The sequence below is a fragment of the Sphingobacterium sp. UBA865 genome (genome assembly GCF_002295765.1).
Lineage (GTDB): Bacteria > Bacteroidota > Bacteroidia > Sphingobacteriales > Sphingobacteriaceae > Sphingobacterium > Sphingobacterium multivorum.
The window spans coordinates 43,114-55,598 of the sequence record NZ_DBGB01000033.1; the positions used below are offsets into that span (position 1 = coordinate 43,114).

Here is a 12,485-nt window from a genome sequence, read left to right on the forward strand (position 1 = left end):
ATTAATCCATGAATTTTAACTCCACCACAAAATACATCTCTTCCTCAATACGATACGTTACATTTACATGATCTTCTTGTAAAGGTTCAAAGAGACGATTGACCAGTTCCAATCCTTTGCCCGTACCTTTTCCCTCAGTACTGCAGGCTATACGATTGCGTACCGTAAAAACGATAGCATCCTTTTGTCGAATCCACTCGATGACAATAGGGATCGTTTTCCCAATCGGGCTATAGGAAACTGCATTTTCAATCCAGGTCATCAGCGAAAGCGTGGGGACAGACCTATTCCAGATGTAATCTGTAACAAGTTCCTCTCCTTTGATCTCTATTGATCGATGCACACACATAACCACCAATTGTTTGAGATAAGCCCATTCCTCAGCCAACGCTACCCGGCTATTGCGCGAGGCGATCTTATTGATAATGTACTGAAAGAAATCCAGCACTTTAAGATCAAAAACAATTTTCTTCTCCACTGAAAACTGATAGAGTTTGAATAAAAAATGCCCCGACAGCAGTGCGTTGTCAGAAATATCTTTTACAGCGAGCTCAAGTTCATTTATTTTTATTATTTTTTGTCTCTTCTGCCACAAAACGGTATCAAGTGCGAGGAAAAGCAGCACGAATGCAAGCCCACGAACGATTATAATAAATAGCTTTTGTGCATCCCCATCTTTCCAAGGGAAATAGAACACGACCCCATGTGCCGTTAGAAAACTGTAATAATACCATTTTACGATAGGATAAACCCATATAAGCAGCACAACACCGGCCACCAATATAAACCAGAGTCGATATTTGTGCAGCCTTATAATATGGAAAGTGACAAAACTGACAGTAAAATAGGATACATACGGAATGATAAACAATATAAAGATGTTAAAAGAGTGATTTAACCACAAGTGTTTGAATACGCTGCCAAGCAATAAGATAAATAAGGTGACTCCATAAATATATCTGTAATGCAATTGGTTAAAAAAATCCAGATTGAATGAATAAGTCTTCATAATTAATTGGTCAAGTTGTTAACCCAAATTAGAGAATATCGTTCTTTTTAACAATAATTTCATAAAAAATCTTTCTAGATAAGTCAAACAAATATCCTTTATCCGCAAAAGAAAACGGAATCATCCAGCTTCCTTTACACTTTGTGCCAGATCCCGTCCGCTCGTCAAAACCCTTATAATGGTGCATAAGTCCCCAGTTTTCCCAGGCAGTCCAATCATTATGCATCATTGCCTGAAAGATTTCCTGCAGTTTTGTAAAAGCATTTAAGATCGCCGTCGGATTATTTTTGTCCGCTGAGGTTAATATGTTTATTGGATTCCCCATTTGCCAGGCTGGTTCTGTATGATGGAGTTTAGGGCTTAGATGAATGGCGTATACAGGTAAACCAAAACGATGGGCGAGCTTAAGCAGGTTACTACGCCAATAAAAATAACTTCCACCGAAAGAGACCCTTAGTCGCCCCTGCTCCTCTTTACTTTCATTGTTGCCCACTGATTCATTCGCATCCAAGAATACGATTATCAGCCGATTGAGTGAAATAGCCTGAAGCATCTTGCGTATGACCATGGTGTCACTCGCCTCCAGGCATTCGAACCTATCTGCTGGCAAGCCCATATCGGCGAGGTCTCGGGCATATTTTTTACGTTCTCTTTCCAATACCGTATTCGAGACCACCATGGTGAGTCGGTATCCTGCTGCGACAAGATAACGTGGGAGCAGACGATATGGCCCATAATGAAATGAGAAGACGATGCTACCAGCCAAAGTAGCGGGTTCAATGGTAGAAGATCCTATCCCCTTATTTTCAGTAGAAAAATCTCGATCCAATTGGGCAAACTGTTGACGGTGTTCTTTCCAGCGTTGATAGCCTGTTTCAAGTTCAACTGCGGGCTTATCCGGATAAAAGCCTTGCACATTCGCCATCCACAGCAGGCGTTGTAGTTGTTCTTTTTTTTGATTGTTCATTTGGTTTTCGGTTAATATGGCCCAGGTGAATTTGAATCACCTGAGGCCATTGGTGTACGATGAAGAACTATAGAGATCCTGTCCAACATTTATCATCATCCAGATCGCCCAATATAGGGTCGTCACCAAACAGTTCAAAAGCTGTATAGCCTTCAAATAGATCACTTGTTACGCTTGTTTGCAATTCATTTGCCATGTTTAAATCATTTTGTTGACTCGAAAGATGCAGGTCGAATCTATCCTGCTCTATCGTACGATATATTCATTTAATGATCAGCTGATAAACAAATTTGCAACAAGCAAGGAAAAAAAACAAGTCGGGGGAAACAGAGCAAAAAAACAGCACTGAACTGAAAATTAGCTAACAATCGTAGCTTAAAATACCATTTACCCATGCTATAGGTATTTCACCCATCAAATAGGTTATCTATCCCTTAATAGCACAGATTGACTAAGCATTCGTAAATTGCCTTTTCCTTTTTTATGATAAAAAATCCAATATAAACTAAACAATGAAGAAAAGTAAAGAATACCTGCTCGATCCCTTTTTCAGGGACATTGATCCCCAATGGCAACATGAAATCCCTGAATTATCTGCTGTATTTGAAGAAGAGCGTTTTAGCCCAGGAGAACGGCTCATCAACGACTGGGGTGACTTGTATCTAATCGTTGGTGGCCTCTTTGGGAAATATGAGAAGACCTGTCCCGTACGCTACGCCATTTCTGGCGAATCATTGATGATCCCCAATCATAAGCACCGCTATCAGTTTATCGCGCTGAGTGATTGCCGTACATACCGTACCTCGCTCCGGCAACTGGAAGAAATTAATACGTACAACCCGAAAGTCTTTCACCTGTATGCCAATCTCACAGACAAACAGCAGACCTATTTGGACTATCGGCATAAGTTGTTATCGTTGAACAATCAGGATAAATACGACTTTGTCTTTGACAAATATCCCGATCTTAGAAGCTATGTGAAGCATCATGAACTGGCCCTGTTTATGGGAATCAGCAGCGAGCTGCTCCGTCGGCTCTTGCGAGATCATGATTGCTAATGGCCCAATTTTTTGGGCATCCCGTCAAAATCTTTTGTCGGTGTAAACACAAAACTTAGTCTTCAAAATCCCAACATAGCTAATTAGCTGTGCTCGAACTTTGTAATAGCAGCTCGGATAAAGCAGAACAATACCATCAAGCTTAATCGAAGAAAGTAATATGTACAGGTGAAGCTTGATCCGAAAAGCCCCAATAAAAAACAAAGTTATGAAACAGCACAAAAGAAAATTTGCCCTATTCCCGCGATGTCGGTGAATGTAAATCCAAGCAGGAAATCCGGCAGTGATAAGCTGTTGGCTCCGCAGAAAAACAAAAAGAAAGAACAACAACACCAACAAGCTTATGCAAAAGCGCTTCAGTATTACAGTCAATCAACAGGATCAGCCTGCAAGCTTCCCAAAACGCGGTAGTTTAATCCGCTCGGGTGCACATTGGGTTTATCGTCGCTTACCTGATCTAATCATTTATGGTTATGCCTTTCTGTACATGTACACGGGATGGGCCAAGTTTATGAACATGGCTACTTTCATAAGAGGCAATAGCAAGATCCCCTATCTGGGAGCTTATGCGAAATTGATCGGCTATGGCATCCCCTCGCTGGAGATTGTGCTTGCGATCCTGCTCGTTATTCCTGTATACCGAATCAAGCGCTTTGCACTGTGGACATCTACACTTTTGATGGTCGTATTTACTGTCTATCTCAGTTTGATGGTCAAGTTTGCAGAGAAAAAGCTTTGTCACTGTGGTGGTGTGATCGAATCAATGGGCTGGAAAACGCATATCGTCTTTAATATTATTTGGCTGATTGCGGGAATATTTGCCCTTGTAAAAACAAAAGTTAAACATTTTAAAATTTAAACCCATGGTAAGAATTAAAAAATATGGGAAATTGCTACTGGGAGTAGCAACAATAGGCGGCGCGATATTGACGCAGTCGTTTACAAATAATTTAACTCCTCCTTCAGGAGATTATGTACTGATTAGCGGAACATGGGAGCCGAAATCCAACTATCCTCTAGGGGATTGTACGGAAAATCCATCGGCTGATTGTTCTTATGAGAAGATTGGAAGTGCACCTGGACCGATGAACGACGAGTTTAGAAATCCTGCCAATTTCCAAACTGTGGATCATGGTCAGTTTGAGACGAACGAGGAATAATAGGAGTAAATTTAATGGAAGGCGCCTGATAAGTCTATCAGGCGCCTTTCTTTTACTTTAACTTTGCAATTAAAGTGCTAAACGCCAAATCATTTTTAGCATTTCCCACTCGTGGTATCTGCGTTGAAATTATACGCATTTCCTTATCAACTAACAGCTGTCTCGGATAGCTCATCACGTTCAAGAATTTTATGATCGGATGGTTTGATTTTTGACCCATCGTATATAAGCTTACATCTGTGGAATCGGTATAAGCTCCGCTAGCCACCGATGCCTTCCATTGCGCAAAGTTTCCATCAATGGATACATTCACAAAAACCAGGTCTTTTCTATCCTTCAGTTGCTCTTTGATCGGTTTCAAGTTTTTATTCAAAATCCGGCAATTACCGCAGCCCGTATACCAGAAGTCAAGCAACACATATTTCCCCTTAAAGTCAGCAAGATGAACAGGATTACCTAAACTATCTTGAAACTGGAAATTAGGCAGTGCTACCCCGTTGGAAATATTTTTCAAAAAGGATTCCAGCTCCTGTTTATAGCTGGGATCAGAAATCTGACTTATCACTTGTTGTCTTTTCAAACTATCCATTTTGGCGTAACTTGTATAAAAATGACGGTACAATGCCCGATTTATCAAGTCTTTGTCGATCATACTTTCATGCCATTCGTCTTCGAATATCGATCCTAACCAGTCGGCATACCTAAACCGAAGCATAAAGTACAACTGCATATCATTAGCACAGTGGAAACGAGCATTTTTCAGATTATCTAAACCAGTTTTCCGCTGCGTATAGGCCTGTAACAACAAAAACTTTTGGTCTTCCAGTTCAGGGTACTTTTTACTCAACCAATTAAATTGCATATGCAGCGTTGTCAATATATTAGATTCGCATCTGCCAATCACATTTAGTTTAAATAGCGAATATAGCTCATTATTTAACAAGCGCTTATATGCATTTAATACCACGAACTGGCTATCCCTTTTTGCATAATTATACTTGATGCTTGATACCAGTTTATCGTAGAGAACGGGTGACAGATTTGCGGGCGAAGGTAAAATCATTTTACTTTCTTGTTGTTTATTGAGCAATACAAATGTTTTTTCAATCTGTGCCAGTTTATACTGCAAAGTAAACTTCTCGGATCCCTTACCCTTAAAGGAAAGGCCACCATGACCATCATCCAAAATGACAACCTGATCTCCTGGGCAAATCAAATAATCTAACCAAAATAATTTGTCTATACTATCCTTATCTGTCCCGATAAATGAGATATTGCGAAACTTCAAATCGTTATCAAAGGTAATCGTGTATCGATTTCCTTTTCTCTTGGCTATTTGTTTCTGCAAAGGTATGTGACTATTAAACTCAAAATTGTCTTCAGTCCAGTAGCAATTAATGGCTATTATTCCCTTGCTTGCCACTTTTGTTTTAACGGTGACGGTGGCTGTCTGCGCATATAATTTGCTCCAAAACGCAATGCTTAGGCTTAAAAAAGCCATAAATAGTGTGGTTTTAATCGATTTCATCATTACTTAGCTTTTGTTATTAATTCTTGTGGGATTACAGGAAACGTGTATCGAGGATCATTTGGCGGAAGTGTATAAACGCTGCCGGCCAGTTTCCGCGTTAGGCTCTTCGCAAACCGAGGGTCTTTATTAAGCCGTCTCAGATCTTCCCAACGGCAGGTGCCGGTAAAAACCAACTCTTTGTTCCTTTCCTCAAGTATCCGTTGGAGTGCAGCCTCATCTGTTTCATCAACTACTGGCGAATAATTTTTATAACGCTTTCCACAGAGCGTATTCAATAGGTCGGCTCCTTCCTTCCACTTTCCAGTACGGGCTAAGCATTCCGCCTTAATAAGCAGTATTTCATTTGTTGCCAAGCCTGAAAAAAGTCCCACAGTACCCGTATAACGCCCTTTAAAGGATTTTGTCCCGTCGGCGTTCAGTCGGAAAAAGGCGGCTTTCCGAAGATCGTTGGCTTGATAGCTGGAATAAAGAGACTCATTGACTCTAAGATTGCCAAAGGATAGCAGGGAATAACTAATCGGACCAGCATAAAAAATCACCTCCTTATTCCCTATATCTAGCGTAGGAAAAGGCAACGTCGCAGCTGTATTCAAGGTCGAGAAATCGAGCAGTTCGCTTTGATTTTCAAGATACCTTTCTACATAATCCTTGGCCTGTTCATACTTCTCCATCAGCAAATACACCTTTGCAAGCATCGCCAAGACCGCAAGCCGTGAGGGCCTGGTCTTGTTTGCAGGAACAAGTGGCAATAGTGCGAGCGCAGCATTCAGATCGGTAATCACCTGGTTATAACAATCCTCTACTGTCGACAACGTGCCCGATACGCCAACATCCGACACATCCCTTAGCGGTAGTACACAAGGCTCATTTGCCCCATCCTTATATGGCGGGGCATAAAGTTGCAGCAGCTGGTAATAGTGGAAACCGCGGTAAAATAAGGCCGAACCCCGCACATTGTCTCTTTCGGCACTCGTTTGGGTCAATTTGTCCATCCCTTCCAAGGCAATATTAGCATAAGCAATTGCCCGATAAGGAACGGTCCAATCTCCAGTTCCGACACCAATGGCTCCTTCATAGATATCTTCTTTCCAGATATAAGCATTACGCTCAGCTGGTAGGCCAGCTGTCAAAGCTGTATTTTCTAGCAGCTGAATATTATCAGACGCGACAATATCAATGCCCGGTGTTGTATTCATGACAGCTGTATTATCCAATAAGGACTGGTAGTCTGCGACGGAATTCAAAATGACGTCGCTATTTTTTGATTTTACATCGAGCCAATTATCCATTTTTTTGCATGAGCAGCAAAACAGGATCACAGCAAGATAAAAGCTATATTTTTTCATCTATTTATTTGTTTATCCTAATCATCAGTGTTAATTCTTAAAATTGAAATCGGGCACCTAGTGAGTAACTCCGCGGTACGGGATAAGCTCCCCAATAGTCGTTTACCTCAGGATCAAGCCCCCATTTATTCTTGCGCCAAATGATACCGATGTTATCGACATAACCATAAAGTTCCAGTTTAAATGGTTTAAAAGTAAACCTGTAAGACAGGGAGATATCCTGAAAACGAATATGATCACCCGGTAACGCCAAGGCTTCCGAATTTTGATAAAAAGTATTCCGATTTACATTAAGAGGATAAACAAGCGACGGCATTGTCGTTTTATCATTGGGATGTGCGGGATCAAAGGCAAGCAGATAGTCTGCATTCGGATCAACAAGTACTTCCGTTAAATTTGTGCTACTACTTTTCTTACGGAAAAAGAAACCTGCTTTAAATAGCACGTTAGCAGACAGCGACCAGTTCCCGTAGGAGAAGTTATTACGCAAAGAACCAAAAGAACTCGGTCGACTGCTTCCATGATAGATCACATTATCCATGGTATTACTTGCGATGATTCCTGTGTAATCCTTACTGATCGCCCCGTTCAGATAGCCTTGAGGATCGCCGTTTTCATCGAGTCCTGCGGACCGGTAGCTATAAACACCGTATAGTGAATTGCCCTCTTTGATGTATAATCCATAACGAGCAGAACCGCTGATGGAGGCAGAATTTGACACGAGATATTGCGTCGGATAATCTTCACTAAAAGATTGCACACGATCTTTTAAGAAGCTCCATAGCAGCACTGTATTCCAACCAAACTTTCCTTTTACGTTCGTTGTATTTAACTGGATGTCCATTCCCCTATTCCGTACTGCTGCGGCATTTCCTTTGTAACTTTCGAATCCTGTAGACGGCCGCAGAAGCACTTCCTCGATCAGATCCATGCCGTCCTTATGAAATAATTCTACTGAACCTGAAATCCGATTGTTTTTAGATGCAAACTCTAACGCTAAATTGACGTTACGAACCCGTTCCCAACGCAATGAAGGATTAGGCGGATTTTGGATTGTAGCCTGCCGGAAGCCATTGACTGCGTTGCGATTGAAACTGGCGATCAAGTATGCAGCCTGATTATAGGAGTTGCCATTAAATCCATAGGTAAAACGAAGTTTGAGCGTCGGCAAAAAGCTCAGTTTATAAAAGTTTTCTTTGGAAATATCATAAAGCAGGCCTACTGACCAGAGGGGCACAAATTTATCATTTGACTTTACGCCATAGAGATTTGCGCCGTCCTTTCGTGCGGATGCTGAAATAGTATAACGTCCCCGATATTGATATGCCCCGTTAAAAAAATAAGAAATAAAGCGTTGGGATGTCAGGCCAATGTTGCCTATACCATCATCTATCAGCTGCGAACCCAATCCTGCAGGGTTAACAGGATAATATTGATTGAAATTGAGATTTCCAGAAATCGTGCCTGTTTCCTTATCATAACCATAGTAACGCCCTGTATTCGAGCCGACTGTAGAAGATTTTATCTCCGTACCCAAAAGCGCATCAAGATGATGTATATCCGACCACGATTTGTTTACAGCGGCATTCAAGCGAAAATTATAAGCTTCCATCCGATCGTGGCTATAGTCAAATATGTCGGCATCAGGAATGGGATAAGTCATGGTTGTTCCATTCACCTGAGTAAAGCGGTTGACTAAATTTCGCACATAATAGCTATTTCTATTTTTCACATCCTGATAATCACCCTGCTGCCGTTCGTACTGAAATAAAGAAGACAGGGAGAGCCATTCCAAGGGCTGATAGTTCAATTGCCCCTTTAAAATGGTGTTTAGTCTTTTCAGGCCAGTATCTTTCAGTGCTTTCTCCTCCAATGGGCGAAGTGACCAATCTTTGAACCCCTTCGCTTCCATGTTCTTTAAGTATGCCTCTCTATAAGGCCCAGGAACACTGGCCGGGCTTCCATCGTCCTGCAGTATAGAAATGTAAGGAATTGAAGCACTATAGCTGTAGCCATACGACTGCTTGGTATGCGCTACCCATATCGATGGCGAAAAAGAAAGGTTGGATAATATTTTGAACTGTGGAGCTAAGGTCATTGTCCAACGTTGAAGGTTTGCACCTTGCACTGCTTCCCTATTATCATCATAGCCCACCGAAAAGTAAGTATTTGATTTAGGTCCACCCGACCTGATATTAAGTGCATACTGGCTTTTCCTTGAAGTTTGATAGAAATATTTAGCTGTTTCATCACGGGCATCCCTCCGCGCAAACTGACTCTCCATTAATTGGAGATCATTGTCTGTCAGATTACCCGAGCGAAGGCTGTTTAGCAGTTCTACGTATGGACTCACAACGGGGTAAGTGCTTGTATTGGACAACATATCGTCATAGAAGCCTTTATCGAATAACTGTTTCTCCACAGCCATAAATTGTGCACTGGGAATAAAATTTCGGTTATACTTGAAATTTGGGTGCGATCCTACTATTGTGGCCGTATTAAAATCCACTTTTGTTTTTTCGTTAAAAGCGGCTTTTTTAGTTGAGATAACAATAACGCCATTTCCCGATCGGGCACCCCAGATGGATGCGGCAGCGGCGTCACGTAAGACGGTAATACTTTCTACATCGTTTGGATTGATCTGATCTAAGCCCCCCTCAAAAGGAAAATTATCCAATATAATTAGGGGATCGGCACTTACCTTATCGTCAATTGTTGATCTTCCACGAATTGATAGGCCCGTTTGCTCGTTTGGAGGAAGCATGCCACCCGATCCACCCGAAGAGCGGTTAAAATTTACACCGCTTGTTACCCCTTCGAGCCGATCGAGGATGTTTGTACTTACTTTCCTATTTAACAGCTTATTATCCACCTGCACAAAACTCCCCGTCGCCCTCTCTTTCGGAATCTTTTGGTATCCTGTAGAGACCACCTCCACCTCATCCAATTGATTCTCTATCGGTATCAATTTTACTTGCAATGATACCCCAGCAACATAAGGCAGTTCTAATCGCCTGAAACCCATGTGGGAGAATGCAACTGTGCCTTTAGGATTGGAGACGTGTAACGTAAAGGAGCCGTCATTTTTTGACGAAGCCCTACCCTTTTCACTTTGCACTTGGATAGACACCCCTTGGATAGGTTTTCCGTCACTGGAGGATACGACAGTACCGCTGATAGATAACAGCCCTTCCGCCCCGCTGTCCTTGCGGGGCGTCTGAGCTGATAAACTAAACATATGAAAACTGAACATCATAAGGAACAGGATTAGAATTGTCCTTATGGTAAACATTCCCTTTACGATCTTTGGCATCGGCACAGGGGTACATGCCGACATCATCTGCCTCAAGCTATATACTATACAATCGAAGGGGTGCTTTTTACCCCACGTAAATGGTACTTTTTTAAAATTATTATTTGCGGCATCCTTTATAGCTGCCAGATATGCTACCTTATCCAATAAGGCAGCCATCAGATTTGATCTGTGTTTCATCTGCTTATTGTTAAAGGTTAGTCTGTATTCGTCCAAAAAACTCATGGATCCGCTTGGTGATCTCCAGCTCATCCAAACTAAAACCTGTTGTTTCTGCGTCTGAAAAATCTAATTTGCTCATGTCCACATAGTCTTTATGCACGTGGAAATAAGCAATCAGTACAGCTAATAGATCGAAGCCGAACATCTGCTTGTGACAGAGTTCTAATACATTTTCATTCGGCCAACGGTCTGCTGACTTCTTAAGTAGTAAAGAAATGGTATTCTGGATGGTACGGATATCATACTTTTTCCAAAAATCAGCAATCTTATCCGTAGGATCATAGTTCTGATCGTGTACTTGGTATATGGCTAGCTCTAGCGCTAGTACATTTGAATATTTTTGGTTCATTTTATAGGTTCAATAAAGATGACTCTAACCCCGCTCAATATTGTAAAAAAAAAAGAGCATAGCTTCCCCAATTGCGATTTTTTTGCATTAAAAAGGGTTGTCATTTGCAGCATTTTTTAAATACTGCTTATCCAACAAGAAAAAATTAACAGATCCGCAAAGCGCCCTCAAATTGGTTACAAGTCATCATTAGGGGTTATTATGGCGCTCCCTCCCGGAAAGAATTAAAAACCCGACCTACTTAGTATAGAATAACAATACAAAATTATAGTATTTAATTTTGTTGTTTAGAAATAAAAGTGCTACATTTAAGGTGTTCAAAGTCTCGTAAGAGCAATTTTATTAATTACACAAAATTAAAGGGCGTAGTGTATCTGATACAGATCGGGAAACCTAGTCTAAGGGCCTTTCTAGTGCTTACCTGTTCGGCACGAACTATTTTGCGAATGCCGCTATCCCCTATTTTGGTTTTATATGGTTTAACTAATTATTCTGGAGACCGAATAATCTTGCTTATTAGAATTGAATTGGAAAACTTAAGGCTCACCTCCTTGAGGTAAGTTCGGTGTTTTTGGTGGTCTTTGAATCGTTTTTTCATAATCCATTTGGTTATAAAAACGATGAAACTCCTAGGCTGGAACGTCGGATTGGTTAAAAACCAATAGGGCGAATCCCAATGCTCCGTTAGTGGTGCCGCTAAGTACCCCATGATCAAAACCATGGCTCCCCGGAGACTGACAAGGGAATCGCCCTATTGGACTAATATCTACAAAGATAAAAAAATCCAATAGAAAGCGAACCCAAGGTCGACTCATAGGGAAAAATTTAGCGGCTTCCTAATATGAGTGACATCGTTTAAGTAGAGATATCCTCTACCCTAGTTGTCGCTATATGTTGCTGAAACAAATATAGGTAATAAATATAAAATATAAAAATATTTTCAATAAATTATGAGTAAGAATATAGTTGATGAGTATGTAGATATTTTACAATATTATCTGGAATACTATGGACTCTATCACATAGATATCAAAAACCTTCTTAATACCTCTACAGATATTGTTCAAGATATTAAAAAGGGTAAAAATGGTCCTACCCTGAAAAAATTGGGAGAAATAGCTCAACTTTTTGGTTTAAATTATTACGAGTTTGGAAATCCCGAATTCAAGCTGCCTGAAAAAGAGAATTTGCCAACGCTCACCCAAGAGAAGATTTTGTGGAGAGCTGAAGTAGGACCGCCTCAATCTAAAAAATACAATAAACTTGACTTAAATAATGCTGTTATTGATGCACTAGAAGCTATTAAAGATATGGAGAAATTTCTTCCTTCAGAAGTGTATGATAATTTACCTCAAGAATTAAAAGAAAAATTAGGCTCTACAATACGCATTACTGGTCTTTTTTCTGATGAACTTAGCGAAAACGTTGAAAAAACAGGAGAAAAACTTGACAAGGGAGAGGTTGGCCGAAAACAGGAATATTATAAAGTAATATCGTTAGAAAAAGGTCTGAAACGTAAAAAATAAATCT

Annotated in this window: 12 protein-coding genes; 4 read left to right on the forward strand and 8 right to left on the reverse strand. The window is 40.7% G+C overall.

Going from position 1 to position 12,485, the window contains the following annotated elements; translation table 11 throughout:
• Position 1 precedes the first annotated feature (1 nt).
• The 3 genes from B2O97_RS18620 to B2O97_RS18630 all read right to left on the reverse strand — a co-directional run bounded on the left by B2O97_RS18620 (position 2) and on the right by B2O97_RS18630 (position 2,172).
• A complete protein-coding gene (locus tag B2O97_RS18620) occupies positions 2–1,009 on the reverse strand; it encodes a hypothetical protein (RefSeq protein WP_286767880.1) in 1,008 nt (335 codons plus the stop codon).
• Positions 1,010–1,037: 28 nt separating this feature from the next.
• Positions 1,038–1,976 (reverse strand): hypothetical protein, encoded by a 939-nt coding sequence (locus B2O97_RS18625; protein ID WP_286767881.1) that lies wholly within the window; start codon positions 1,974–1,976, stop codon positions 1,038–1,040.
• 67 nt (positions 1,977–2,043) lie between these two features.
• Positions 2,044–2,172: a hypothetical protein gene (locus B2O97_RS18630; RefSeq protein ID WP_262511804.1), complete on the reverse strand. Its 129-nt coding sequence runs from the start codon at positions 2,170–2,172 to the stop codon at positions 2,044–2,046.
• Between the two features lie 316 nt (positions 2,173–2,488).
• Between B2O97_RS18630 and B2O97_RS18635 the strand changes: the two genes are divergently transcribed.
• The 3 genes from B2O97_RS18635 (at position 2,489) to B2O97_RS18645 (ending at position 4,194) form a co-directional block, all read left to right on the forward strand.
• Entirely contained in the window at positions 2,489–3,034 is a 546-nt protein-coding gene (locus B2O97_RS18635; RefSeq protein ID WP_286767882.1) for a hypothetical protein, read from the forward strand.
• Between the two features lie 343 nt (positions 3,035–3,377).
• On the forward strand, positions 3,378–3,893 hold the full coding sequence (locus tag B2O97_RS18640; protein ID WP_286767883.1) for a MauE/DoxX family redox-associated membrane protein: 516 nt from the start codon (positions 3,378–3,380) through the stop codon (positions 3,891–3,893).
• Between the two features lie 4 nt (positions 3,894–3,897).
• Complete coding sequence (locus tag B2O97_RS18645; RefSeq protein ID WP_286767884.1) at positions 3,898–4,194, forward strand: hypothetical protein; 297 nt, start codon at positions 3,898–3,900, stop codon at positions 4,192–4,194.
• Positions 4,195–4,246: 52 nt separating this feature from the next.
• On the opposite strand, the gene B2O97_RS18650 is transcribed toward B2O97_RS18645, so the two are convergent.
• From B2O97_RS18650 to B2O97_RS18670, 5 genes are all read right to left on the reverse strand, one after another.
• Complete coding sequence (locus B2O97_RS18650; RefSeq protein WP_286767885.1) at positions 4,247–5,725, reverse strand: TlpA family protein disulfide reductase; 1,479 nt, start codon at positions 5,723–5,725, stop codon at positions 4,247–4,249.
• Complete coding sequence (locus B2O97_RS18655) at positions 5,725–7,014, reverse strand: RagB/SusD family nutrient uptake outer membrane protein (protein WP_286767886.1); 1,290 nt, start codon at positions 7,012–7,014, stop codon at positions 5,725–5,727. The genes B2O97_RS18650 and B2O97_RS18655 overlap by 1 nt, the downstream gene beginning before the upstream one ends.
• Before the next feature lie 94 nt (positions 7,015–7,108).
• A complete protein-coding gene (locus tag B2O97_RS18660) occupies positions 7,109–10,564 on the reverse strand; it encodes a SusC/RagA family TonB-linked outer membrane protein (protein WP_286767887.1) in 3,456 nt (1,151 codons plus the stop codon).
• Between the two features lie 10 nt (positions 10,565–10,574).
• Positions 10,575–10,955, reverse strand: coding sequence for a hypothetical protein (locus B2O97_RS18665; RefSeq protein ID WP_286767888.1), 381 nt, complete (start codon positions 10,953–10,955; stop codon positions 10,575–10,577).
• A gap of 629 nt (positions 10,956–11,584) precedes the next feature.
• Complete coding sequence (locus B2O97_RS18670; RefSeq protein WP_286767889.1) at positions 11,585–11,770, reverse strand: hypothetical protein; 186 nt, start codon at positions 11,768–11,770, stop codon at positions 11,585–11,587.
• Between the two features lie 135 nt (positions 11,771–11,905).
• Here B2O97_RS18670 and B2O97_RS18675 point away from each other — a divergent pair, with 135 nt between their 5' ends.
• Positions 11,906–12,481 carry a hypothetical protein gene (locus tag B2O97_RS18675; RefSeq protein ID WP_286767890.1) on the forward strand — a complete coding sequence of 192 codons (576 nt, stop codon included), beginning with the start codon at positions 11,906–11,908 and terminating at the stop codon, positions 12,479–12,481.
• The last annotated feature ends 4 nt before the right edge of the window (positions 12,482–12,485 follow it).

Bases quoted from the DNA above. Each gene is read 5' to 3' on its own strand.
- B2O97_RS18635 (WP_286767882.1), top strand. From the start codon at position 2,489: ATGAAGAAAAGTAAAGAATACCTGCTCGATCCCTTTTTCAGGGACATT.
- B2O97_RS18660 (WP_286767887.1), bottom strand. From the start codon at position 10,564: ATGAAACACAGATCAAATCTGATGGCTGCCTTATTGGATAAGGTAGCA.
- B2O97_RS18665 (WP_286767888.1), bottom strand. From the start codon at position 10,955: ATGAACCAAAAATATTCAAATGTACTAGCGCTAGAGCTAGCCATATAC.
- B2O97_RS18675 (WP_286767890.1), top strand. From the start codon at position 11,906: ATGAGTAAGAATATAGTTGATGAGTATGTAGATATTTTACAATATTAT.
- B2O97_RS18645 (WP_286767884.1), top strand. From the start codon at position 3,898: ATGGTAAGAATTAAAAAATATGGGAAATTGCTACTGGGAGTAGCAACA.
- B2O97_RS18640 (WP_286767883.1), top strand. From the start codon at position 3,378: ATGCAAAAGCGCTTCAGTATTACAGTCAATCAACAGGATCAGCCTGCA.
- B2O97_RS18625 (WP_286767881.1), bottom strand. From the start codon at position 1,976: ATGAACAATCAAAAAAAAGAACAACTACAACGCCTGCTGTGGATGGCG.
- B2O97_RS18655 (WP_286767886.1), bottom strand. From the start codon at position 7,014: ATGGATAATTGGCTCGATGTAAAATCAAAAAATAGCGACGTCATTTTG.
- B2O97_RS18620 (WP_286767880.1), bottom strand. From the start codon at position 1,009: ATGAAGACTTATTCATTCAATCTGGATTTTTTTAACCAATTGCATTAC.
- B2O97_RS18670 (WP_286767889.1), bottom strand. From the start codon at position 11,770: ATGAGTCGACCTTGGGTTCGCTTTCTATTGGATTTTTTTATCTTTGTA.
- B2O97_RS18650 (WP_286767885.1), bottom strand. From the start codon at position 5,725: ATGATGAAATCGATTAAAACCACACTATTTATGGCTTTTTTAAGCCTA.
- B2O97_RS18630 (WP_262511804.1), bottom strand. From the start codon at position 2,172: ATGGCAAATGAATTGCAAACAAGCGTAACAAGTGATCTATTTGAAGGC.